Annotated in this window: 20 protein-coding genes; 14 read left to right on the plus strand and 6 right to left on the minus strand. The window is 31.3% G+C overall.

Going from position 1 to position 24,627, the window contains the following annotated elements; translation table 11 throughout:
- Positions 1 to 8: 8 nt before the first annotated feature.
- From ACE193_RS11125 to ACE193_RS11155, 7 genes are all read left to right on the plus strand, one after another.
- On the plus strand, positions 9 to 1,130 hold the full coding sequence (locus ACE193_RS11125; RefSeq protein ID WP_375559008.1) for a transposase: 1,122 nt from the start codon (positions 9 to 11) through the stop codon (positions 1,128 to 1,130).
- A gap of 8 nt (positions 1,131 to 1,138) precedes the next feature.
- Positions 1,139 to 1,330 (plus strand): DNA cytosine methyltransferase, encoded by a 192-nt coding sequence (locus tag ACE193_RS11130; protein WP_375563044.1) that lies wholly within the window; start codon positions 1,139 to 1,141, stop codon positions 1,328 to 1,330.
- A gap of 228 nt (positions 1,331 to 1,558) precedes the next feature.
- Positions 1,559 to 2,098, plus strand: coding sequence for a DinB family protein (locus ACE193_RS11135; protein ID WP_375563045.1), 540 nt, complete (start codon positions 1,559 to 1,561; stop codon positions 2,096 to 2,098).
- Positions 2,099 to 2,213: 115 nt separating this feature from the next.
- Positions 2,214 to 2,804: a Crp/Fnr family transcriptional regulator gene (locus ACE193_RS11140; RefSeq protein ID WP_375563046.1), complete on the plus strand. Its 591-nt coding sequence runs from the start codon at positions 2,214 to 2,216 to the stop codon at positions 2,802 to 2,804.
- A gap of 78 nt (positions 2,805 to 2,882) precedes the next feature.
- Positions 2,883 to 4,184, plus strand: coding sequence for a M20 family metallopeptidase (locus ACE193_RS11145; protein ID WP_375563047.1), 1,302 nt, complete (start codon positions 2,883 to 2,885; stop codon positions 4,182 to 4,184).
- A gap of 258 nt (positions 4,185 to 4,442) precedes the next feature.
- On the plus strand, positions 4,443 to 7,757 hold the full coding sequence (locus ACE193_RS11150; protein ID WP_375563048.1) for a type ISP restriction/modification enzyme: 3,315 nt from the start codon (positions 4,443 to 4,445) through the stop codon (positions 7,755 to 7,757).
- Between the two features lie 44 nt (positions 7,758 to 7,801).
- Positions 7,802 to 8,455 carry a calcium-binding protein gene (locus ACE193_RS11155; protein WP_375563049.1) on the plus strand — a complete coding sequence of 218 codons (654 nt, stop codon included), beginning with the start codon at positions 7,802 to 7,804 and terminating at the stop codon, positions 8,453 to 8,455.
- A gap of 4 nt (positions 8,456 to 8,459) precedes the next feature.
- On the opposite strand, the gene ACE193_RS11160 is transcribed toward ACE193_RS11155, so the two are convergent.
- From ACE193_RS11160 to ACE193_RS11175, 4 genes are all read right to left on the minus strand, one after another.
- Complete coding sequence (locus ACE193_RS11160) at positions 8,460 to 9,290, minus strand: sulfite exporter TauE/SafE family protein (protein WP_375563050.1); 831 nt, start codon at positions 9,288 to 9,290, stop codon at positions 8,460 to 8,462.
- 87 nt (positions 9,291 to 9,377) lie between these two features.
- Positions 9,378 to 10,370 carry an SDR family oxidoreductase gene (locus tag ACE193_RS11165; protein WP_375563051.1) on the minus strand — a complete coding sequence of 331 codons (993 nt, stop codon included), beginning with the start codon at positions 10,368 to 10,370 and terminating at the stop codon, positions 9,378 to 9,380.
- Between the two features lie 53 nt (positions 10,371 to 10,423).
- On the minus strand, positions 10,424 to 12,139 hold the full coding sequence (locus ACE193_RS11170) for a sensor histidine kinase (RefSeq protein ID WP_375563052.1): 1,716 nt from the start codon (positions 12,137 to 12,139) through the stop codon (positions 10,424 to 10,426).
- Positions 12,140 to 12,273: 134 nt separating this feature from the next.
- Positions 12,274 to 13,287: a sugar phosphate nucleotidyltransferase gene (locus ACE193_RS11175; RefSeq protein WP_375563053.1), complete on the minus strand. Its 1,014-nt coding sequence runs from the start codon at positions 13,285 to 13,287 to the stop codon at positions 12,274 to 12,276.
- A gap of 597 nt (positions 13,288 to 13,884) precedes the next feature.
- Between ACE193_RS11175 and ACE193_RS11180 the strand changes: the two genes are divergently transcribed.
- From ACE193_RS11180 to ACE193_RS11195, 4 genes are all read left to right on the plus strand, one after another.
- Positions 13,885 to 17,049 (plus strand): SusC/RagA family TonB-linked outer membrane protein, encoded by a 3,165-nt coding sequence (locus tag ACE193_RS11180; protein WP_375563054.1) that lies wholly within the window; start codon positions 13,885 to 13,887, stop codon positions 17,047 to 17,049.
- 106 nt (positions 17,050 to 17,155) lie between these two features.
- Entirely contained in the window at positions 17,156 to 18,688 is a 1,533-nt protein-coding gene (locus ACE193_RS11185) for a SusD/RagB family nutrient-binding outer membrane lipoprotein (protein ID WP_375563055.1), read from the plus strand.
- Between the two features lie 91 nt (positions 18,689 to 18,779).
- The gene (locus tag ACE193_RS11190) at positions 18,780 to 19,601 is read left to right on the plus strand and encodes a hypothetical protein (RefSeq protein ID WP_375563056.1); all 822 of its coding nucleotides are present in this window, start codon (positions 18,780 to 18,782) and stop codon (positions 19,599 to 19,601) included.
- 165 nt (positions 19,602 to 19,766) lie between these two features.
- The gene (locus ACE193_RS11195) at positions 19,767 to 20,027 is read left to right on the plus strand and encodes a hypothetical protein (protein ID WP_375563057.1); all 261 of its coding nucleotides are present in this window, start codon (positions 19,767 to 19,769) and stop codon (positions 20,025 to 20,027) included.
- An 8-nt stretch (positions 20,028 to 20,035) separates the two neighbouring features.
- Here the strand turns inward: ACE193_RS11195 and ACE193_RS11200 are convergent, their stop codons facing one another.
- Complete coding sequence (locus ACE193_RS11200) at positions 20,036 to 20,941, minus strand: IS982 family transposase (RefSeq protein ID WP_375558897.1); 906 nt, start codon at positions 20,939 to 20,941, stop codon at positions 20,036 to 20,038.
- Between the two features lie 145 nt (positions 20,942 to 21,086).
- Between ACE193_RS11200 and ACE193_RS11205 the strand changes: the two genes are divergently transcribed.
- Both ACE193_RS11205 and ACE193_RS11210 read left to right on the plus strand, forming a co-directional pair.
- Positions 21,087 to 21,521 (plus strand): hypothetical protein, encoded by a 435-nt coding sequence (locus tag ACE193_RS11205; protein ID WP_375558687.1) that lies wholly within the window; start codon positions 21,087 to 21,089, stop codon positions 21,519 to 21,521.
- A 20-nt stretch (positions 21,522 to 21,541) separates the two neighbouring features.
- Positions 21,542 to 22,126 carry an IS630 family transposase gene (locus ACE193_RS11210; RefSeq protein ID WP_375558686.1) on the plus strand — a complete coding sequence of 195 codons (585 nt, stop codon included), beginning with the start codon at positions 21,542 to 21,544 and terminating at the stop codon, positions 22,124 to 22,126.
- Between the two features lie 600 nt (positions 22,127 to 22,726).
- On the opposite strand, the gene ACE193_RS11215 is transcribed toward ACE193_RS11210, so the two are convergent.
- Positions 22,727 to 23,884, minus strand: a complete 1,158-nt coding sequence (locus ACE193_RS11215) for a DUF3298 and DUF4163 domain-containing protein (RefSeq protein WP_375563058.1) — start codon at positions 23,882 to 23,884, stop codon at positions 22,727 to 22,729.
- A gap of 289 nt (positions 23,885 to 24,173) precedes the next feature.
- Here ACE193_RS11215 and ACE193_RS11220 point away from each other — a divergent pair, with 289 nt between their 5' ends.
- Positions 24,174 to 24,485, plus strand: a complete 312-nt coding sequence (locus ACE193_RS11220; RefSeq protein ID WP_375563059.1) for a hypothetical protein — start codon at positions 24,174 to 24,176, stop codon at positions 24,483 to 24,485.
- Positions 24,486 to 24,627: the final 142 nt, after the last annotated feature.

A 24,627-nucleotide genomic window follows, 5' to 3' on the forward strand; every position in this document is an offset into this window, starting at 1 on the left:
TTAGAAGTGTGAAAACCAAAAAACTCTATTCCGTCCTGCTGAACAAATATACAAAGGAATTTTCAGATATTCCTATCCATTATGTTCACGCTACTTTGTTGCTTATTAGCTGTATTCTGATAAAAGAAACTGTTAATCTAAACAAATTAAAAAATCAAGTAGGTATTTTTTTAAATTCTCCTACTGTTCAAATTGATTCTCATTATAAACGGCTTACTCGTTATTTTTTGGATGTCTATGTTCAAAAAACACTATGGAAGCTGATTCTAGTTTTTAGTATAGGCTCTTTTTTGAATAGAAAAGACATAAAAAAAGAAATTTTCTATCTAGCTATGGATGGTAGTGTTTGGCAATTAGGGGAATATACCTATCATGTTTTGGTCTTAAGTGTTATTTATAGAAAAATGGCTATTCCTATTTTTTGGATCAATTTAGAACGAAAAGGTAGTTCTACTGTTGCTCATCGTAAAAGTTTATTAGCATCGGCTTTATTGTTATATCCTTTTTTAAAAAGATTTACAATTTTAGCTGATAGAGAGTATAAAGGTAGAGTTTGGTTTAGGTATTTAGAAGAACAAGGATATACTTACATTATTCGTCTTTGTAAGGGAGATTATCAATTAGAAGTTAAAAAATACCACAGCTTACTTAAAAAAGCTAAATCAGGCAAACTAGTAAGCCAAGAATTTGAAACTGACTTTGCAAAAAAACTAAAAATAGTGATTTCTTATAATGCTCAAGCAGCAAAAGAAAGTGAAAAGTTTGTCATTTTATTAACCAACAAATATCGTTTAACAAAGGAGAAAATTAGTGCTATCTATTATCTCAGATGGAAAATAGAGTGTTTATTTAGACATTTGAAAACAAATGGATTTCATTTAGAGGAGTTAGGAATGGTAAACCCAAGAAAAATTCGTGTTCTAATGGCATTAGTAATTGCATCTTTTTTACTCTGTATCTTAGAAGGAGTAAAAACAAAACAAAGAGTAAAAAAAGACAATGAATCCTTTTACGAGTCTGTTTTTAGAATCGGATATGGAAAAGTAGTATTTTATGCTACTTCTATAGACAAAATATTAAAAATAATAACCCAATTAGTGCAAAAATCTAAAACTCAAAATACAACCTAAATTAACACATGTCCAGTACTGTAATTGAAATTAGACCTTTGACAGTCAGAGAAAGTGCAAGAATACAAACATTTCCAGACGATTGGCAATTTCAAGGGGCAAAAGGACAACAATATAAACAAATAGGAAATGCTGTTCCTGTAAATTTAGCGTATGCTTTGGGTTTGAGTTTGGTTGATTTTCTGAATAAAATTGAATAAATATTAACTTTCCATTATCAATACAAGTCAGTTTATTACAAGGAAAATGATTTGAATAGAATTGCTGTTTATTATACAAAAGACGTAATTTTGACAGGACAATTATTTTTGAGAATACAACATTTGCCTATTATTAAAGAAGAAAATATTATTGTTGTGGCATAGACAAAGTTAGAAGTCAGATTTATAAAAGTAAAACATATCAAAAAAAATAATCTTACCCAATTTATGAACAAAGAAGAACTAATAGACCAAATTTGTCAGCATCATTATTCTTTTATTGATTATATCAATTCTTTAAATGATGAAGAGTTTGAACAATCAGTTTTCGAAAAATGGACAGCAGGACAACAAACAGAACACATTTTAATTTCTATAAAGCCAATTACGAAAGCCTTTTTATTACCAAACCTACTTCTCAAAATGGTTATTGGAAAATCAAACCGAGAAGGGTATTCATACAACGAAATTGTGGATAAATACCACATCAAATTAGAAGAAGGAGGAAAAGCACCTAGCAATTTTTTACCTAAAAAAGTCCTTTTAAATCAGAAATCGGAACTTCTAAAATCATTGAAGAAAGTTGTTTTTACATTGAGTACTCAAATTAATGACTTTTCAGAAGAACAATTAGATACCTTGCTTTTACCACATCCATTATTGGGCAAACTGACACTTCGTGAAATGATGTATTTTACCATTTATCATGTCCAACATCATCACAAAAAAACGATTGAGAATTTGAAGAAAGACACCGTTAAAAAATAATTCCTTTATCAAAAAGGAGCTTTTCATAATCGGTAAAAATTATCCATCTGCCAAAGAATACTTTTTTTCTACTCTTAGACACATTCATAAATACCTATCTATTTTTTAATGCAACATGACCCAAGAAAACAAAAAATATTACGCATTATATTTGGAACAACTCAGTCATTCAACACCTGAAGAGAAAGACTTCATTAAAAATCACTTAACAATACAAAGATTAGATAAAGGAGAATTCTTCTTAGAAAGTGGTGAAATTCAAAAAGAAATGGGATTTATTTGTCAAGGACTCATACGCAGATATTTTATAAATGAACAAGGCGATGAAATAACAACAGGTTTTACCAAAGAAAATCAATACATTACTGACTATCCAGCTTTTATCAGACAGAAGCCTACCAAATATTTTTTACAATCTTTAGAACCTTGCATTATCATTAAATTACCTTATAGTACGATTCAAGAAAGTTATAAGAAATTTAAAAATAGTGAAATGCAAGGGCGATTTATTGCAGAAATGGTTTTGACCGTTTTGAGTGATAGAGTTGAGAGTTTTTTATTCAATACAGCAGAAGAAAGGTATCTAAAGTTTATATCTGAAAATCCTGAACTTATACAAAGAGTAAGTCTGACTCATCTATCTTCTTTTCTAGGTATTAAAAGGCAATCTTTGAGTAGAATAAGAAATAAAATGAGCAAAAAATGATTTTGTCACAAATGTGTCAGGTAGATAGTGTTGTTATGCTGCATCTTTGTAAGAAATAACCAACTAAATATCTTAACAATGATTTCAAATAATAAACTTATTACAATAGCATTATCAGTACAATTTATCTTTCTTTCGTTTTCCTTATTCGGACAAAACTCAAAGACTGACCACACAATTCATCAAACTGTACAACAACACACTGATAAAATTTTTGATAGTCTAATCAAAGTACGCAGAGATTTGCATATCTATCCTGAATTAGCTGAACAAGAAAAAAGAACTTCCCAAAAAATAGCACATTACTTAAAATCACTTGGGTTGGAAGTTCATACAAATATTGGTGGATATGGAGTGGTTGGAATTCTCAAAACAAATAAAAAAGGAAAACGAATTGCTTGGAGAGCTGATATTGATGCTCTTGCATCAGACCTTCCAGATGTAGTAGAATTTTCATCAAAAAATGAAGGGGTAAGACATATTTGTGGACACGATATACACACCACAATAGGTCTTGGAATTGCTAATGTATTGACAAATTTGAAAGACAGTCTTACAGGTACTATTTATTTTGTATTTCAACCCTCAGAAGAAAATTGGAAAGGCGCAAAGGCAATGATTGATGATGGTTTATTTGATATTATCAATCCAGATGAAATATATGCCTTACATATTTCACCTATGCCTCAAGGAGTTATTGCTGCCAAAAGTAGAAATTTATTTGCAGATTATAAAGATTTAAAAGTTGTTCTTAAAAAGACAGAAGACAAAGATGAAATGATTAACTACACAAAAGAACTACTATCCAGTTTTCAAAATGTTGCACCTGATAGTAAATTTTGGGATGTTAGAAATTTAATGGATGCTGAGATAGGTTTAGCAAATCCAAAAACTATCTTTAAAGACTATGTTACAGTAAATTCAAATTTTCGTATGGAAGAAAAAGAGAATGAAATTGTGATAAAAGCTTATTTAAGTGCTAGTAATGAATACAAATTAGATTCAGTTTTATCAAGTCTAAAGCAAAAATTCTTACTGTCTAAGTACTCAAAAAATTTAGTTGATATTGTTTATTCTTATGAAATAGCTCTTGTTCTGAATGACGAGAAATTAACATCTTTAGTTACCAATAGTATTAGTGATATTTATGGAAAGCAAAGTGCAATCTCATTGCAAGGGGTAATACCAGATGGACGTAGTGATGATTTTGCCTATTATCAAGAATATGCTCCTAGTGTTTATTTTTTAATAGGTGCTTCAGATTATAAAAATGGAGTAATTTCTATGCCTCACTCACCCAACTTTGCAGCAGACGAAAACAGTATAAAAACTGGAGTAAACTATTTTTCATCCATGATTATAGAAAGATTGAAACCATAAAAAAATTTCCCCTAAAACTACTGATAGCTCATTGTAATTACACAAATAAACAACAAAGTTTTATGTTAATTGCAATGAGCTATAACTGCATTATATTTTAGAGTTTTTGATGTAGAGAAATAACTTCATCATCTAAAATATACTTTTTATCAGTACAAGTAAATCCTTTACAAAAAAATTGAGCTAAATAAGAAAGAGCAATTCAATTTTTAATGTATATTGTTGTAACTTTCGTAAAACGAATTTTGTAAAGAAAATATGACACTAAAAGACTACATAGAAGTAATAAGCAAACGATTTGAATCTGGAATTTCAAGAGAACATTCGTACAGAGGAGATTTAGAAACGCTGATTAGAAATTTAACGGAAGGAATTGAAATCACAAACGAACCTGCAAACGTAACCGATTGTGGGAATCCTGATTATGTCATCACAAAAGGAAAAATTCCGATTGGTTACATCGAAGCAAAAGATATTGGTAAAGATTTGAATAGCAAATCATTCAAAGAACAATTTGATAGATATAAAAAAGCATTAGATAATTTAATAATAACAGATTATATTTGGTTTCAATTTTTCCAAAATGGAGAACTGATTCATGAAATAAAAATTGGAGAAATTGATGGGAATAATATTAAGCCCATTCCAGAAAATTATGCAAAATTTGAGAATCTGATAAAAGATTTTTGTTCTTATATTGGTCAAACTATCAAATCATCAAAGAAATTGGCTGAAATGATGGCTGGAAAAGCTCGTCTGTTGCAAGATATTTTGGAAAAAGCAGTTACTTCTGATGAAAAAACAAAAGAAAATACTTCGATAAAGGCACAATACGACACCTTCAAAAAAATATTAATTCATGACTTAGAACCCAAAGACTTTGCTGATATTTATGCTCAAACATTGGCGTATGGAATGTTTGCAGCACGTTTGCACGACGAAACTTTAGATGATTTTAGCCGACAAAAAGCAGCCGAATTAATCCCAAAATCAAATCCATTTCTAAGAAAACTCTTCGGTTATGTTGCAGGAGCTGATATTGATGAGCGAATCATAACTGTTGTCGACAATCTAGCCGAAGTTTTTAGAGCGACTAATATCGAACAACTCCTAAAGAATTTTGGCAAAAGCACACAAACCAACGACCCCATTATTCATTTTTATGAAACTTTTTTGGCTGAATATGACCCAAAACTGCGTAAGGCAAGAGGCGTTTGGTACACACCAGAACCAGTCGTAAATTTTATTGTTCGTTCGGTAGATGATATTTTGAAAACAGAATTTGGTTTGCCTTATGGTCTTGCTGATACTAGCAAAACCAAAATAAAAGTAAAAACTGATATTGCTGACAAAAACTTCAAAAGTGGTTACAAAGAAGTAGAACGAGAAGTTCATAAAGTGCAAATACTTGACCCAGCCACAGGAACAGGAACTTTTTTGGCAGAAGTAGTCAAATATATCTATAATAAGAATTTCCAATCTATGCAAGGTGCGTGGAGTGGATATGTGGAAGAACACTTGATACCAAGACTAAACGGTTTTGAGTTGTTGATGGCTTCATACTCAATGGCACATCTAAAATTAGATATGTTATTGACCGAAACAGGCTATAAATCTAAGAAAAATGAAAGACTACATATTTACCTGACCAACTCTTTAGAAGAACACCACGAAGATACAGGTACTTTATTTTCAAGTTGGCTGAGTGATGAAGCTAATGAGGCAAATCATATAAAAAGGGATGTACCTGTTATGTGTGTAATTGGAAATCCTCCGTATTCAGTAAGTAGCACGAATAAAGGAGAGTGGATTGAAAAAATTACGGCAGATTATAAAAAGAATTTGAATGAAAGAAACATACAACCTCTGTCAGATGATTATATAAAATTCATTCGTTATGGTCAGCATTACATTCAAAAAAATGGAGAAGGTATTTTAGCCTATATTTCAAACAATAGCTTTATTGATGGCATCATTCACAGACAAATGCGAAATAATCTTTTAGAAACTTTTGATAAAGTCTATATTTTAGATTTACATGGAAATGCAAGGAAAAAAGAAGTTTCTCCAGACGGTTCGCCAGACCAAAATGTATTTGATATTATGCAAGGCGTTTCGATTAATATTTTTGTAAAAACAGGAAAGAAAAAAGCCAAACAATTAGGGAAAGTGTATCATCAAGACCTTTTTGGAAAAAGAGAGGTAAAATATAATTATCTAACCGAAAACAGTCTTTCAAAAATAAAATGGCAAACTTTGAAGAGTAAAAAGCCGTATTACTTTTTTGTAAATAAAGATTTTGGATTGCTAGATACGTTTGAAACTGGTTTAGATTTAAGAGAATTATTTCCTAAAAATTCTATTGGAATTGCAACAGGAAAAGATGCTGAACTTGTAGATTTTACTGAAGGTAATTTGTCAGATAAATATAATATAGAGCCAACACCATTTTATTACAGACCTTTTGATATTCGTTTTACAGTATTTGACAATAAACTATTACAAAGAGCGAGGTTTGATTTAATGTCAAATTATTTGGAGGAAAATATTGGTTTAAATATAGTTAGGCAATCAAAACAGCAGGGAATAGAAAGTTTAGTTTCTAAAAATATTGCATGTAAACATTTAATTACTGGAGAAACTTATAATTTCCCTTTATATCTCTATCCTACAAATACAGAAAACAACCTTTTTACATCAAAATCAGAACAAAAAAAGCAGGATTTGATGAGTAAAATAAAATCAACTAGATTTGATTACAAACAAGTTGAAGAATTTTTTAATAAAACTGTTCTTCCCTACTTTGAAAAAATAGACAATCCTAATGAACATGCAATAAAGCTTTTTGAAGAACACAAAAGCACCTATGAAGAATTAGCTTCTAATTTAGAATATCTAAAAGAACAATTAAAAGAATTAGAAAATCCCAAAACAGAAACAGTACAAACCGAAACGCAAAGAAAACCCAATCTAAATCAAAAAATAGTAAAAGAAATAGCTAAAAAACTAGGTTTAGAGTTTACGCTGGAGAAAAGTAAAGATGCACAGTCGTGCGTCTCAACATTTGCGCCTATTGATATTTTAGATTATATCTATGCTGTTCTGCATTCACCTAATTATAGAGAGAAATACAAGGAGTTTTTGAAGATAGATTTTCCTAGAGTTCCGTATCCAAAAAACACAAAGACGTTTTGGGAATTGGTAAAATTGGGTGGTCAGCTTCGTCAAATTCATTTATTAGAAAGTAATACTGTAGAAAATTATATTACTAGCTATTCAGGAGTTGGCGATGATATAATCACTACCAAAATAGCCAAAAAAGATTGGAAACTAATTGATAAAAAACAGCAGTTGGGCAGAATTTATATCAATGAAACTCAATATTTTGATAACGTTCCTTTATTCGCTTGGGAATTTTATATTGGTGGTTATCAGCCAGCTCAAAAATGGCTAAAAGACCGAAAAAATAGAAAATTGAGCTATGAAGATATTCTACATTATCAAAAAATCATTGTTGCGTTATCTGAAACCGATAGAATTATGAAGGAAATTGATGAGGTGGAGATTGAATAATACTACTTTAATTTGTAATTGAGCATTAAACAAAAATCAAAAAAATGGAAAATAAATTTAAAATAGGCGATTTTGTAAAAGTAAAAAATGGAATTAAAGACCCTGATTATGACTTCATTTTTACAGAAAACTGTCAAGGAGAAATAACTGAAATTGACGGAACTCTATTGACTATCGAATTTGATAATAAAACAGTAGCAGATTTTCCTCTTGATTATTTAATTCAAATAATTAAAGATGGTGCTGAGGGTAATGAAATTTGTTTAGAAGCATCTGATGTAGAACTAACTTCTGAAAGAGATTGGACAGACGAAGAAGAACAAATAGCTACCTCTAGATTGTATTGGATTTGGATGTTTGATAAAGATATAGCTAATTTTTTAGACTATTTCGCTCAAGTTGATGTAGATAATGAGTATGAAATTTATGAAATGTGGATTCAATATTTGAATGAAAAATTACAACTTCCACTTGAAACAGAAGTGGTTGAATCAGGAGCAGGTTTGAGATATGGAGAAAAAGTAAAATTATTAGGTATAGATGATGATTACGATGAAAAGTATGGTATTTTAGGAATTGGAAAAGCAGAAGAAAGTGGCACAGTAACCTATCCTATTTGCAATTTGGAAGTAATTGACAAAAAAAGTAAAAACTATCAACCATTGAAAGATTATTGTATATGGTTTGCTAATAGATAAACTCCTAAAAAAACAACTCCTTAATCAAAATATAACCTCCCATAATCAGTACAAACCATCCAAAAAGAGGCTTGAGTTTTTTTCCGTCGATGCGTTTTGAAAGTGCCATTCCTATAAAAATTCCTGCAATAGACATGGTAGAAAGAATCAAAAGGAGTTTCCAATCAGTTTGCATTTGATTTTGAGAAACCAAAAAACCAAAGAAAGAATTGAGTGTAATAATAGTAAGCGAAGTACCAATAGCTTCTTTCATTTCCAAACCAAGCAGAAAAACCAAAGCAGGAATAATAATAAATCCACCTCCTGCACCCACTAAACCAGTAATAAGACCAACTACTAAACCTTGAAAAATAACCATTGGATAATTGAACGTCTTTGGTTCTGAGTCTATTTTTTGTGTAGGAGTAGTTTCTAAGCTGTTGTTGGTAACAGATTTAGAACCCGATTTTATCATTTTATAAGAAGCCAATATCATCAAAACGGCAAATAAAGCCATTAAGAAAATACCTTTTGTAAGAACAAAACTTCCAACATCAAAAATCTCATTAGGAATAGCAGGAACTAAATAATTCCTTGTCAGAAACACTGAAAAAATAGAGGGAATCCCAAAAACCAAAGCCGTTTTCATTCTGACTAAACCTTGCTTAAAGTAACTAAATGCACCCACACTACTCGTCAGTCCGACCACAAAAAGGGAGTAAGCTGTCGCCACAACAGGTTCAATACTAAACAAATATACCAAAACTGGAACAGTCAGAATACTTCCTCCTCCTCCAATAAGACCGAGCGAAACACCAATAAAAATAGCCGAAAAATAACCTATAAATTCTATCATCATCGTAAAAATAAAGTTTTTTTTCTTACAAAAATGAGGTTTTTAAAATGGTTTATCAGCTACTTTTGTTACAGAATAAAAAAAAATCTATCCTTTCAAATCCTCCCAATACCAATCAATCGCTTCTGTAAGTCCTTTTTTGAAAGAATATTGAGGGAAATAACCAAGTAGTTTTTGTGCTTTTTCTATGGAAGCCAACGAATGAGGAATATCGCCTTGACGATTATCTCCATAAATTGCGTCTATTTCAGAGATTTCAGAATCGTATTTGCTAAGAAGCGAACGCATAAGTTCGAACATTTCTTTTATGGTTGTTCGTTCTCCAAAAGCGACATTATAAACTTGATTTATGGCATCTGGATTTGTCGTTGTGGCTGCCAGTTCATTGGCTTGTAAGACATTTTCTATGTAGGTAAAATCTCTTGAAAAATCGCCTTCTCCAAAAATAGTAGGTTGCTCATGTTCCATCAAAAGACCAATAAATTTAGGAATAACGGCTGCATACGCACCATCAGGACGTTGCTTTCTACCAAAAACATTAAAGTAACGCAAACCAATAATCTCCAAACCATACAAATCTGAAAAAACATTTGCATAGAGTTCGTTTACATATTTTGTAACTGCATACGGCGAAAGAGGACGACCGATGTTTTCTTCTACTTTTGGAAGTGCTTTATGGTCGCCATAGGTAGAAGAACTAGCTGCATAAACAACTCGTTTTATCCCAGCTTCTTTTGCAGCAACCAATACATTTACAAAGCCCGAAATATTTACATCATTTGACGTAATTGGGTCTGCAATCGAACGAGGAACAGAGCCTAAAGCAGCTTGATGTAAAATAAGTTCTACATCAGCAACAGCTTTTTTACAGTCTTCTAAATTACGAATATCGCCTTCAATGAGTGTAAAATTAGGATTTTCTAAAAGATGTTCTATATTTTGTCTTCTTCCCATTGAAAAGTCATCCAGACAAACAACTTTATTATCTTGAGCTAAAAATTTTTCACAGAGATTTGAACCGATAAATCCTGCTCCTCCTGTAATAAGAATACGTTTTGATGTGAGTTTGTTTTGTTCCAAAATGCTAGTTTTTTGTTTTTATATATGAAATATGGAATTTGATTTTATACAACTTACTCTGATAAGTGTTTGGGTAGTTGTATTTTGAAAGTTGTTCCTTCTCCTTGTTTACTTTCTACTCTAATTCTGCCATGATGTTTTTCTATGATTCCATACGTAATAGACATTCCTAGACCTGTTCCTTCCCCTACATTTTTAGTTGTATAGAAAGGCTCAAAGATTCGTTTTTGTATTTCTTCACTCATCCCGACTCCATTATCAGAAATGGTAAATGTTATATGGTCTTCATAGTTTTTGGTTTTTATGGTTAGGGTTAAGGGTTCTCGTTTTTTATTTTCTAATTCCAAGTTGCCCTCTTCTTTTTCTTTTTTATCCTTTTTCTCAATCAGAGCTTGAATTGCATTACTACAAATATTCATCAACACTTGATTGAGCTGACCAGGATAGCATTCTATTGGATTAATTGCAGCATCTAATTCTCTATTCACAACAATTCCATTTTCTTTGATTTGATTACGAAGTAAAATAAGTGTTGTAGAAATATGGTCGTTGATATGTGTTTTTCTAATTTCTTCCTCATCTAATCTAGAGAAATTACGCAGTCCTTTTACAATCTCAAAAGTACGCATAGCACCAATCTGAATATCTTTAATTAATGTTCTTGTTTCATCTATCAACTCATCATATTCTTCATATAACTCTTCATCTATATTTTCTTTGTTTGTCCAGGATAAAAGTTCTTCAATATTTGTATGAAGCGCATCCATTCCTGCATAAACAAAATTAATTGGATTATTTATCTCGTGTGCAATTCCTGCTGTAAGTTGTCCCAAACTTGCCATTTTTTCGGCTTGTGTAAGTTGTGCTTGTGTGGACTTTAGCTCTGTAATTGTGGTAGCAAGTTGTTCGTTTACTTCTCTTTCTCGTAATAAAGTATGTTGTACTTTTGTTTTTGCAGCAGCTAATCTTTCGTTGGTAAGTTGCATTTCTTCGGCATATTTTCGGAGTTCTTTTTCAGATTCTGCAAGGTCTTCTACTTGTTTCAGAAGTTGTGCTTCTGTATAACGCAATCGTGTACTTCTTTCTGCGATGAGTTCTTCAAGTCGTTCTCTTTGATTCATTAGCTCTTGATTCATAGCTAATAATTCTTCTTGATTTTCTTTAAAAGAACTATCTTGACTTTGTAGTACATCATTTTGTTTGTTGGCTTCTATGAGTAAATTGCGTAATAAATCTTCGCTTTGACTTACCATTCGCATTGCTGTTGCTACAATTAATAAATTCATACAAACTGCCATTGCCCAAATCACAATTTTGAAAAAAGCAGCCGTAGAAGCAGGCATATATACACTAAGCTCTGAAAACCCTTTTGGTAAAAACTCTAACCAGCCCAAAATTGCCCCAAAAGCAAGTAAGAAAAAAAGTTGTAAACTTTGCTCTTGACCAGAAAATAGCATAATGATAATAATACTAATAGGCAAAATAAAAGCTCGCATAGCAGGCTCTCTATTAAACACCAAAAAGAAAATAAAATGAGCTATAATAATCTGAAAGACAAAAAAGATTTTGGCTAATTCAACCTTATGGAGGTTATTAAAAACCAAAGGAAAGATAAAACCTAACAGCACCAAAAAAGTATTTATAACCAAGCCTTTTGTCCAAAACGAATTTAGTATAAGCAAACCGATTATTCCTATCAAAAAAACGGCAGATAAAGAAAGGCATATCAGATTGATAAGCCGAACTCGTGCAGCTTGTTGAGTGTGCATAAGGTCAGTTACACCCCAGCTAATGCTATTTTGAATATAATTAAATATAACTTATTAAATTATTAGTGTATTTACTTCTGAATTAGCTTCGCTGCTTTTGCAGCTCTAATATTTTATTTCTATACTTTCATTAATTACTCATTACTTGTAAAATTAATTTCTGTACTATCTCCAATATTCAAACTCTGAACCATTCCTTTGAGTGAAGAATCGCTTCCTATAATTGATTTATTAAGAGTTGCGTGAGCCAAATCAGAAAATGAACCAATAATGCTATTTTGAATAATAGAATTTGAAATATGTGTGTGATCACCAATAGCTACATTAGGACCAATGATAGAGTTTTCTAATTTACATTGCTTTCCAAAACGAACAGGTTGAATAATAATACAGTTGGGATAATCCGTAGAGATAGAAGTTTCGAAACCATGTCTTCGTAACAGACTTGCATTGGCTTCTAATAACGTTTCCTTTTTTCCACAATCAAACCAATTATCAACTTCTACAAAAGTTATTTTCTCACCTTGCTTGACCATTTCCATGAGAGCATCAGTCAGATGATACTCCCAAGAACTATTTGCTGAAGCTGAATGGCTCATTATCGTTTTGATAGCATCCAAAAGCAGACTAACATTTGCAATTTTGTATGCACCTACTAAAGCTAGATTTGATTTTGGAATACGTGGTTTTTCAATAAACTTCTTGATTATTCCATGTTTGTCAGGTTCTATAATTCCAAAAATACGTGGATTATCTACCTTTCTGACTGCAACAACCGTATTTGTAATACCAAAAAAATTGGCATAATTCATCTCTACAATCGTATCTCCTAATACAATTAATAATTCTTCCTCATCTTTAATAAAATCACGAGCTATCCACAGTGCATGTGCAGAACCAATACGAGGCTCTTGTAAAACAAACTCTGCATTGATGGTATCCTTATATGTATTTACTACATAATCTTCTATTTTATTCCCTAAATATCCAATTATAAACAAAAAGTCTTTAACTCCATTTTCATATAAATTATCAATAATATGCCCTAAAATAGGCTTTCCTGCTATCGGAACAAGTGGTTTAGGTTGTGTGTGTGTATGTGGACGCAAGCGTGTGCCTGCTCCTGCTACTGGAATAATTGCTTTCATGACTTATTTAAAATGACTAAAGAAAAACTAGAATAAAACTATATACCAAAATAGAAAAATAATTTGAATAATACTGCAAAATACAATTCTTAATAAGATACCACAAATTATTATACTATCATTTTTTTTCATTTCACTTTGAAAAGTTTATTTTACCAAATTGAGAAATATTGTTTTGTATTCTACAAAAAAAAGACGTATTTTGCTATTCCCTTCTAAAATTACGCTAATTATTTCTCAAGATTACTCTCTGTAGTAAAAAAACTAAGCCGTTTTTATATTAATCACATTTAATATAATATGTTATTTATGTTTAAGTAAATATTTTAAATTAATATAATCAGTAATAGAATATTATATCTCATTAACAAATAATTAACTCATTTAATTATTTTTTTGTTTCAAATAAATTATTTGGTTGAAACAAATATAATTTTCTATGTATTAGATTTTTGTTAAAATATTTTGTGTTTTAATTTTTTAAACTAACTTAGTGTATCTTTTGAGTTTTTATAAGATTTACTCTTATGAAAAGTTGAAATAATTAAAAATAAAATAATTCAATTCAATTCTTTTATCATTCAATCATATTAAATTATGCAAAGAAAAATACTTCTTAGCTTTACGCTCTTATGGGCAATGCTTACGATTGGGTTAGGCTCTTCTGCCTTCGCTCAAACCGAACGCACCGTAACTGGTGTCGTAAAAGATGACACAGGAGAAACCCTTCCTACTGCAACTGTCGTCATCAAAGGAACTACAAAAGGAACTGTAACTGATTTTGATGGAAATTACAGCCTTGTTGTTCCAGGTCCAGAAACAGTTCTTGTTTACAGTTTTGCAGGAATGGATAAAAAAGAAGTTACGGTAGGTAACCAAACCGTAATTGATGTTACATTGGGTTCTGATATGCTTGACGCAGTTGTTGTTACAAGTTTTGGTATTGAAGAACAAAAAAGAACTCTAGGATATGCACTACAAACAGTAGATTCTAAAGAACTTACCAACTCTAGAGAAACAAACTTAGTAAACGCACTTGCTGGTAAAGTAGCTGGTGTACAAGTAACTTCTTCTGGTGGACAAGCAGGTGCATCTTCTCGTATCACAATCCGTGGTCAGAACTCACTTGTAGGAAATAGTCAGCCTTTGTTTGTAGTAGATGGTATTCCAATCGATAACCGTCAAACAAATGCTTCTGCTAATCTAAATGATTCTGATGGAAGTCTTTTATTTACAGGTGCAGGCTCAAACCGTGTTGTAGATATTGACCCTAGTATTATTGAAAGCACAAGTGTTTTGAAAGGAGCAGCAGCAACTGCTATTTGGGGAGCTAGAGGTGCAAATGGTGTAATCTTAATCACTACAAAGAAAGGTAAAAAAGGAAAACCAAAATTTAACTTTTCCTCTAATGTAATCTTGAATGATGCCATTGTCAAAGGATATCAAGACCAATACCTACAAGGTTCTGGAGGACTATTCAGAAATGGACTTCCTGACGGAGAAGGTGGGTTTTATGCCAACGGACCTGGAAATGGACAACAAACAGGAATATCTTGGGGACCTAGTGTAACAGAAGCAAATGCAAATGATAGTATTGCAAAGTATTTAGGAGGTGTTAATACATATGACCCTCGTGCAGATTTTTTCCGTACAGGTCAAACATATGATAATGTCCTTAGTGTTTCAGGTGGTTTTAGTGATTATGTATATCGTGTTTCTTATAGCAATCGTATGGAACAAGGTATTGCTCCTGGTAATGACCTAACACGTAATAACTTGTCTATAAATTTTGGTAGCCAGTCAGAAAAGAAATTCAACTTTCAGACATCTATAAATTATTTTAATACTAACACGACACGACTAGCAGAAGGAAATGGAGCTGCTGCATATATGTACACGTTATCAAGATGGCCGATTAGTAATGATATCACCAATTTTGAAGAAGCAGATGGTACTCAAGTTACATATACTGAAGAAAATGTAAATAACCCTATTTGGCTTGCCAAAAATAATAATTTTAGTTCTAATGTAAACCGTTTGTTTGTGAATGCAACAGTTAATTATAAAGTTAACTCTTGGATAACGGTGTATAATCGTTTAGGTGTAGATGGTTATCAAGATGTTCAAAAACAAAAAACTAATCTAGGTACTTTTGGGCGTTTAGAAGGTCGTATGTTTGATGCTACTGCAGAAAATGTATTGATAGATAATACATTATATGCTATTATACAAAAACAAATCAATGATGACTTTGAGTTTTCTAGCACAATTGGACATAACTTCAATTCACGTTCATTCGAAATGAATGTACTTCGTGGTATTGGATTAGCAGAACGTGGCAATTATAACTATGAAGATACACAAGCACAACTAGATGTTCTTCCTACTATTGAAAAAGTACGTTCGACAAGTGTATTTGCTACTGCAAAAATAGGGTATCAAGAAAAAATATATGTAGAAGTTACTGGACGTAATGACTGGTTTTCTACACTTGAACCAGGTAATCGCTCTGTACTTTACCCTTCTATTTCTAGTAATACCGTTCTTTCAGAACTTATCCCAGCATTACCAAAAAGTATTATTTCATATTGGGGTGTTCGTGTTTCGTATGCTCAAGCAGGATCGGCTGCAGAACCATATGTTACTCGTCAGCTTTTTAATCGTTCTAGTCCATCTGATGCTACTAGAGGTTCGATTGCTGTATATGATGGGCAAGAGATAGTAGGTTTTAACAGAAGCAACAGAGCAGCAGAGCCTAATCTTACTCATCAACTCAAAAAAGAATTTGAAATAGGTACAGATATAAAACTTTTCAAAGGAACATTGAGAGCAGATTTTGCTTATTACAATAGCCGAACTTTAAATCAGATTGTGCCAGCAGAAGTTTCAGGTACTACTGGGTTTTCTTCTCGTTGGATAAACGGTGGTGTAATACAAAATAAAGGAGTAGAAATGACACTTACAGCTGATGTGTTCAAACTTATTCAAAAGAAATTCCCTTTAGATTGGACTATTTCTTTAAATTATACACGTAATCGTTTCGAACTTGTAAGCCTTCAAGAAGGAATTGAATCTTTATTCTTAGGAGGATTTAGTAGTCCACAAATTCGTGTTGATAGAAATTATGGATATGGTGTAATTTGGGGAACTCGTTTAGAAAGAAATGATAATGGAGATATTATCATTGATAATAGTACTGGACGACCAAAGCAATCTAATAGCCTTGGTCCTATTGGTAATACAATGCCAGATTGGTTGGGTTCTATTCGTAATACATTTAGCTATAAAGGACTTAGTTTGACTGTTTTCTTTGACGGACGTTTTGGTGGAGATATTCTAAATATGGATCTTTTTTATACTACTAATGCAGGAACAGCACTAATTACTGAAAATCGTAATAATGTTGTAGTTTGGAAAGGGGTAAAAGAAGATGGAACAACTAATGATATTCCAGTTATTGCTAACCAAAATTATTATCAAAATTGGTTCTCTCAAATAGATGAGTTATTTGTAGAAGATGCTAGTTTTGTGAAGCTACGTGAGGTATCTCTTTCATATACTTTACCTAAAAAATTAATGGAAAAATGGCCTATAGAAACACTTTCATTTACAGCAACAGGCAGAAACCTGTACATCTCATCTAACTTTAGCTATTTTGATCCAGAAGGTAATTTATATGGTTCAGGTAATGCACAAGGTTTTTACCATGCTGTTACACCAGGTACTCGTAGTTATGCTTTTGGGCTAAATGTTACTTTCTAAATCCATAATTTAATATCCTGTTTTAAGGAAGTACTTTTTGATAATACTAAAACTACTTCCTTTTAATTATAAAAAAACAATTTTTATAGTATTATTACAAACTATTATGAAAAAAATAAATATATATATACTTTCATTACTTCTAATAGGTGCTTTCTCGCTTTCTTCTTGCGAACAACTCCTAGATGTAAATGAAGACCCTGTAAACCCAACAGAGGTTACAGAAGAACTCCTACTAACAGGGATTCAATCTAATTTTTCTTTTCAAGTAATTGGTGGAATACCTGCACGTATGGCCGCTGGTCTTACTCAACAAACTGTATATCCAGTTAATCAAAGTTATGACGACTATTTCATAACTGAAAATGATATAGATGGATTTTGGAATGACTTCTCGTATGTAGGTGTAATGGCTAATTGCAAAATATTATCAGAACAAGCTGCTGCAAAAAACAAAAACTATCATGCAGCGATTGCCAAAATTATTTGGGCACAAAACATGGCCATGATTACAGATGCTTTTGGTGATGCTCCTTTCACTCAAGCATGGCAACCAGAACAATTTCCTTTTCCAGCCTATGATACACAAGAGGAAATTTTTGTTAGCATTCATAATCTATTAGACGAAGCTATTGCACATATAGATAATACCAATCAATCAGCAGAAGTTCCAGGGGTTGATGATTTGATATATGGTGGAGATATGCAAAAGTGGCGTAAATATGCATTTGGGCTTAAAGCTCGCTATTATATGCGTCTTTCCAGTGCTCCAGGATATAATGCCCAAACTCAATCTCAACTTGTATTAGATGCATTATCTCAAAGTTTTACAAGTAACGATGATAATGCGTTCTATCAATACTCTAGTCAATTATTACAAGAAAACCCTTGGAATCAATATGCTGTAAATGATAGATGGAATACTTTCACAGCACCTAATGTTAGTTATATTTCTTCTCTACAACAAATTAATAAAAGAGATATAAGATTAGCTTTACATGTTCGTAAATCTGACCCAACTAGAGATGGTTTCGAACTCATTACTAATACTGATGGTAGTGTAAATTTGTATCTCAAACCAGAACCATATAATAATCAATCTTTTTTAGGAGTTTTGTATGCAGATCCTGATTCTCCTCTTCCTTGGCTTATGTATTCAGAAATTAAATTTTTAGAAGCAGAAGCTAATTATCATTTAGGAAACACTGCTGCTCAAACACAAGCATTTAGAGAAGCCTTAGAAGCTGATTTTTCATTTATTCGTCCTTACCTAAATAAAATTAGTAAGACAGCTAATGATGAAGCAGCCTTAAGTAATACTGCAGCATTAAATGATATGATTGAAACATACATCTCAACCATAGTCGAAAGAGATGACTATACTACATTAATGACACAAAAAAATATCGTAAACTTTCTTAGTTTTGAGGCATATAATGATTTACGTCGTGCAAACCTATCTTATAACTTCCGTTCTGGATCTGTACTTAAAGACAGATTTGATTATGATGGTATAGCTTTACGTTTTCCTTATCCTAACTCTGAATGGCAGTATAACCCTAGAAATGTAGCCACTCGCAATATTCCTTTAGGGTTTTCTTCTATGCTTATTCCTGTATGGTGGGATTCAGCAGAATAAAAAATATAACCTTTAATATCATTATAAAATCAACTACTATTTAATTATACAATAGTAGTTGATTAAAATATCAAAAACTAAAAATAATACTATGCATATTTTCAAATCATGTTTAGCATACATACTGCTACTAGGAGTGGCACTTCTTAGTTGGAATTGTGTTCCAGAAGATGAAACAACTAGACAACAAACAGATATTTTCTATCTAATAGACCCTCTTCCTGATACAGTATTTGTAAAAGGGCAACAATCTATTACCTTCGAAATAGAAACTTCAGATGGACTTAATGCTGATAAAATAAGTGAAGTTACTTTTTATAAAAGTTTGGAAAGCCCTGTTGTTTTAGGCTCTGAGGAAACTGTAAGAAGTGAAGAAACTTTTTTATCAAAAACTTCTCAAATACCTAGTGAGATAACTTTTAGTACATCAGAACTTCTTGCTGGAACAGGCTATAACTCTGAAGACGAAATTCCAGGTGGCTCATTTTGGAATATTCGTTGGGAAGTAACCTCTAGTGGAAAAACATTAGCACCTGCTGATACTACAGAAATGAGATACATCTGTCCTTCAAACATGGAAGGTAGATATATTGCAACTAATGATTTTTGTCAAACTACTCCTCTAGAACTCAACATCATTAAAGATACTGTTAGTGGAAGTCAAGAAAAGTATATTATTCCTGATATTACTGCAAATCATTTATCAGAATGTGTAGGAGAAGGAGTTCCTATCTTTATGACAGTTACTGAATCATGTGGAAATATTGCACCTCTCTCTAGAGTTTTCTTTGGTCTTCGTTGGAATCTACTAGGAGGAACTTGGAATGAAGCAACAGGAACAATTACTCTTCGTTGGACAGATACTTATACATTAAATGGAACAATAGTAAATTCTACCTTTGTACGGCAATAAGTAGTTTTATTATTATATTTCAGAAAACTAAAAGCGAAACAGATTGTTTCGCTTTTTTTATACCATCTAACACAGCACTACACAACCAATTTTCTATTTTAAATAGAAAATTAAATAGTATTCTTTAAAGATTATATAAATTACTATTCAAAATTAGGCTGTCTTTTGCATGACTCTTGTTTTACAAACCTAGAACACATAGGACAAAATATTGAACTGGCTTTTGATTGGGCAAGTTTGGATAACTTTGTAGAAAATAATATTAATGAAGGTATTGTATTAGGACGAACCAAATTGAGTATAAAAGGAGTTTCAAATGAAGAGTTTACAGGCTATTTTCATAAAGAAGGAATAAAAAAATCGATTGAAGCTCCAAAAGATATTGTAAAGTTATGGCAGGCAATTGGTAAGAGTATAATAACGTGAACTCGGTATTAGTTGGGTACAAAAATTCTAGGTTTTTCTGGATATAAATGATATGCAACTATGGTAGCCGACATATGTGTAAAAGCATTTATTGGTTTTCTGTGTCTAGAGTGTTCTATGTCAAAAACAGAAGTCAGAATGTCATTTACAGATTCAATAACTGCTCTTTTTCTGAGGGTGTATTTTTCTTTCAACGTAATAAGTTGATTCTTCATGTTCTTTTTGACTTTAGTAATTAATTTAAGTCCATTTTCATAGAGTTCTTGCCATAATTTTGTCAAGTAGCCTTTGTCTCCGAAGCAACTTCCTTCTAAGTTATTGAGTAATTTTTTCAATAGATTGTGGTTATTGTCAGCCTTGTTAGCTGCTGTGATTTCAAATGCCATCACCTCTCCTAATTGATTGATAACTAAATGAAGTTTAAAACCAAAAAACCAGCCCATTGAGCCTTTTCCTCGTTTTGCAAGGTCTTTAAACACTTTATGCGAGTGAATACGACGATTATCAGAAACTACTATTTTCTTAGAATCTACAAAATAAGTTCCTGTTTTTTGACTTTTAGCACAGAGTAATTTAGCTAACACATACATGGGAAGGCTCACTCTTTCTATGAGTTCTAAAAAACGATTGTAGGAGCAAAGTTTAGGAAAATAAGGTAGTAAATCTGTACTAACAAGACGTTGATAATAGTATTGAAAATTCTTGTAACCAGAGTAGTTATAATAAATCAAAATAGTCATCATTTCACTTGCGCTTAATTCAGGAATACGAGTTGGAGAATGAGAAGAAGATTGACTTTTGCTACCTACCCAATGGCTAGAAACATAGGATTGAGCTTGTAAACAGAACTCATCTACTAAATAAAAAATACCGATTAGTTGGTCTTCATCAAATTTTATATTTTTGTCATTCATAAGGCGAAAAAGGGTTAAAGTTGATTAATGCTATTCAAAAATAACCTTTTTGAGCCTTTTTTGATAAAAAATTCTTAAGTAGTTATATGCTACAATTTTGTTAGATTTGATTTTTTATTTCAAAAAACACAATTTTATATTTCTGATGCGTTTTATAGCTCCCCTAAGTATTTTTCAAGAACAGGAACTTCGTCGTTATTTATCTAGTAGTGATGTAAAACTCTTACCAAGAGAACGTAAACGATTTAGTTCAATTTGTTTGAGTTCCAAACATAAGTTTACTATTAAGGAGCTTTCAGCACAATTTGATGTGAGTGAAAATAGTATAAAAAGTTGGTTTGATAGGTACGAATCAATGGGCTGTTTGGGGCTTTTAGATAAAAACATGGCTCATTCTCAAAGTAGTTTAGCTACTGAAAATGCAGAAATTATTTTAGAAGCTGTAAAACAAACACCTCAAAATTTAAAAAGAACCGTTGTTTTATTGAAAAAAGAACATCAAATTGAAACTAATCCTTCTATTCTAAAACGTTTTCTTAAAAAAAAAAGTGGAGTTGGAGACGAATACAAAAATCGCTAAAATCTCAACGAGATGAGTGGATGCACGACTTTTTTAAGAAAGAGCTTGACTGGTGGTTAAAAGAAGAAGAAAAGGGAGAGGTAGAAGTGTGGTTTAGTGATGAGAGTAGTTTTCATCTAAATCCTAATAGTATGTATGGTTGGCAAGAAAAGACTTTGGAGACGCTTAAAAAAGTATTTTTACCTGCCAACCGTGCTAGAGGAGCAAATATCTTAGGATTTATGCGAACTAATAATGAAAGCGAATTTTATGAATTCTATCAATCTATGGATGCAGATACGTTTATTGCTTGTGTAAATAATTTTATTGAAAAACGAGCAAAAGGGCAGAAAATACTCTTGATTTTAGATAGAGCGACCTCTCACAGCAATCATAAAGTAGATAAAGCAATAAAAAAGTGGAAAGAAAAAAATGTATTTATTCAATTCCTTCCTTCTTATTGTTCAGACTTAAATTATATTGAAATGTTGTGGAAACATATTAAGCATTATTGGTTAGATATAGCAGCTTGGACAAATGTGAAAACGCTCCAAAAGGCTGTTTTAGATATATTAGCTCAGTTTGGAAAAGAAAAAGAATATACTATAAATTTTGCACCCTCTTAATTAAAATAGCATTATTAATAAGAGAAAATCAAAAATAACAAAATTGTTATGAGCAACTACTTAAAAAACAGTATAAAACGCTAAATATCAAGTAGTTAAATACCGAGTTCACGTTATAATAGACAAAACAGCTAAAAAAATTAAATTTAGTGGATGCTTTACTGATAAAGAAGGTGTTTTTTGGATTGAATGGACTTTTAATTATAACTGTTGATGAATGGAGAGATGGAAAATTACCAAACGATTGATAAATCTATTGCTTTAACCTATTCTTAGAAAAAGTGAACCACGTTTTAATAAGGAATTGAAATTAAATAACACACTCATTTAAAAACAACAAGTTATTGATGTTCAGTGCATTACATTCGTAATTATTCCTAAATTATCTATTCAAAAAACAAATACATTTCATTTTCATCATTTCTAAAATTAGTATGAGTAACAGGTTCTGAAAAAATAGGCTTTTTTGATGTAAGAAGAGTCTAATTTATGTGCTACTCATTACACCTCCAATGTTTCAGATAATTTACTTTCTAACTGTACTGACATCTCTAAGATATCCAACAGGAAAAACAATAAATATTCAATTCCAAGTTCATGTTATTTTACTGTTATTTTTAATAAAGAACGAACAGAAGAATCGGTTTTTATAAGGTCTTTAAGTTCTTCCCAAGTAAACAAAAAAGCTGGCATTCCTGCTGCGTAAGGTGCAATTTCATAGGGCTGATAAACAAAAGTTATTCCTTTAGCTGTCAATGAGAAATTATCAGTAACTTCTATTTTATCTACCAAATACCCTGCATCTTGCAAAGAAACAGGATTTTCAAAACCTGTATAAGCATAAGCCTTTTTTATCATTCTTTTTTCTAATGTAGTCAGACTTTGCTTATCAAAAATGTCATTTAATTTAATCTCTTTTCCACTTTTTGTATCAATAACAAGGTAGCTTTCACCATACATTCCGTGCGCTCCTCCCATATACATATAATTAGAAAAAGAAAGTGTCGCAAAATAATGGTCATTAAAAACAACTTCTATATCACTTTCATTTACCCAATTTGCAGCATACAAATAGTCTTCATCTTGGTCTTTATTTACTTCCAAATATTCTTTAAAAAAAGAGTTTTTATTGTTTTCTACAACCTGCCTAGCACTCTGATTAGCACTAGAAGATTCAGAATCTTGAATAGACTGATATTTTTTAAGTAATTCTTTAATTTTAGATAAATTACTTCCTTGTGGAACTTGTTTTACTTCTACAATTACATCTGAAAATCTAGCTTGAGGAGTATCTTTTCTGTTTTTCAATAATTTTACGCTGTCTTGTATAGAAGTAAACGTGAAAGCAATACTTTTTGAATAATCTTCTACCAAAGAAATAGATAATTTTTTCGTTTGGTCTTTGTTTTTCCAGTTGCCGACAAAAGTATCTTGATTTATATTTCCTGTAATAAACTCTACCTTTTCCCCATTCTCATCCATTGTAAATAATTCTATTTCACCTTTATTATTTACTTTGCCCTCCAAATTTATTGGTATATTATACTTTGTGTAATAATAACTTCCTGAGTACATATTTCCATTTTGAACCAAATCCATTACAATAGACAAATTTCCATTTATTGTACCCACAAAATGACAGTAATCTGTATTTGTAGTAGCTGGTTTTTGAGCAAAAAGTAGAGAAGGGTAAAATATAGATAAGAAAATGAATAAAAAACAGATAAACAACGAAGGAAGTAATTTCTCTTTTTTCATAAAAGTAAAGTAATGGATTTTGGTGTAGATATGAAATATTGGTGTAGTAGTATGTTATCAAACAAATCTTATGCTTTTTTTGTAAAAAAACAGAATATTCAATCAAAACAATAATTTTTTGAATGAAAGAATACAAAGTTAGGAATAAAATAAAGTATTTGCATACCTTATTTGATGTATTGCACCAAAAAAACAAAGAAATCTAGATAAAACAAATCATTTTAACTTTAGTTAGTCATTGTATAAAAATGTAGTACTAAAAAATACTTAACAAAATTATTATAAAATTATGGCAAGTACATTTATAGTCGTTTATAAAAATGGAGAGACAAAAGATTTGGAAGCGCAAAATAGAGCAGACCTCATTATAAAATATTTTGATGGAAATGAGCAAAAATTTAAAGATGAAATAAAACTTCTTCGTTGGCAACAAGGAACAGTCAGTTATACTCAAAATATAGAAAATGGTAAAATGGATGAATCTGTTGCAACTGCTGACACAAACCCTTATGGTTGGAGAAATGAAGCCAGTGAAACAGGAAAGCCTGTAAAATCAGAAGAAAACATAAGTAATAATTTCAAATCAACTGATAGATTGTGATTTATGGATATTTTTGAAGCCTAATTTTATTCAAAATTGAATTCAAATTAGTACCTTTGTAGCACTTTTAAAAAAATCCAATCTGTTTTTTTAGGAAAACAAAGATTTTACAATTCATTTTCTGTCATTTTTTTCTCAAAAT

The organism is Bernardetia aquimarina, assembly GCF_042180575.1.
Lineage (GTDB): Bacteria > Bacteroidota > Bacteroidia > Cytophagales > Bernardetiaceae > Bernardetia.

What these genes read in the sequence shown, in the direction of transcription:
- ACE193_RS11145 (WP_375563047.1), top strand. Translation starts at nt 2,883, where the DNA reads ATGATTTCAAATAATAAACTTATTACAATAGCATTATCAGTACAATTT.
- ACE193_RS11140 (WP_375563046.1), top strand. Translation starts at nt 2,214, where the DNA reads ATGACCCAAGAAAACAAAAAATATTACGCATTATATTTGGAACAACTC.
- ACE193_RS11200 (WP_375558897.1), bottom strand. Translation starts at nt 20,941, where the DNA reads ATGAATGACAAAAATATAAAATTTGATGAAGACCAACTAATCGGTATT.
- ACE193_RS11135 (WP_375563045.1), top strand. Translation starts at nt 1,559, where the DNA reads ATGAACAAAGAAGAACTAATAGACCAAATTTGTCAGCATCATTATTCT.
- ACE193_RS11185 (WP_375563055.1), top strand. Translation starts at nt 17,156, where the DNA reads ATGAAAAAAATAAATATATATATACTTTCATTACTTCTAATAGGTGCT.
- ACE193_RS11220 (WP_375563059.1), top strand. Translation starts at nt 24,174, where the DNA reads ATGGCAAGTACATTTATAGTCGTTTATAAAAATGGAGAGACAAAAGAT.
- ACE193_RS11155 (WP_375563049.1), top strand. Translation starts at nt 7,802, where the DNA reads ATGGAAAATAAATTTAAAATAGGCGATTTTGTAAAAGTAAAAAATGGA.
- ACE193_RS11205 (WP_375558687.1), top strand. Translation starts at nt 21,087, where the DNA reads ATGCGTTTTATAGCTCCCCTAAGTATTTTTCAAGAACAGGAACTTCGT.
- ACE193_RS11170 (WP_375563052.1), bottom strand. Translation starts at nt 12,139, where the DNA reads ATGCACACTCAACAAGCTGCACGAGTTCGGCTTATCAATCTGATATGC.
- ACE193_RS11130 (WP_375563044.1), top strand. Translation starts at nt 1,139, where the DNA reads ATGTCCAGTACTGTAATTGAAATTAGACCTTTGACAGTCAGAGAAAGT.
- ACE193_RS11180 (WP_375563054.1), top strand. Translation starts at nt 13,885, where the DNA reads ATGCAAAGAAAAATACTTCTTAGCTTTACGCTCTTATGGGCAATGCTT.
- ACE193_RS11215 (WP_375563058.1), bottom strand. Translation starts at nt 23,884, where the DNA reads ATGAAAAAAGAGAAATTACTTCCTTCGTTGTTTATCTGTTTTTTATTC.
- ACE193_RS11210 (WP_375558686.1), top strand. Translation starts at nt 21,542, where the DNA reads ATGCACGACTTTTTTAAGAAAGAGCTTGACTGGTGGTTAAAAGAAGAA.
- ACE193_RS11175 (WP_375563053.1), bottom strand. Translation starts at nt 13,287, where the DNA reads ATGAAAGCAATTATTCCAGTAGCAGGAGCAGGCACACGCTTGCGTCCA.
- ACE193_RS11160 (WP_375563050.1), bottom strand. Translation starts at nt 9,290, where the DNA reads ATGATAGAATTTATAGGTTATTTTTCGGCTATTTTTATTGGTGTTTCG.
- ACE193_RS11190 (WP_375563056.1), top strand. Translation starts at nt 18,780, where the DNA reads ATGCATATTTTCAAATCATGTTTAGCATACATACTGCTACTAGGAGTG.
- ACE193_RS11150 (WP_375563048.1), top strand. Translation starts at nt 4,443, where the DNA reads ATGACACTAAAAGACTACATAGAAGTAATAAGCAAACGATTTGAATCT.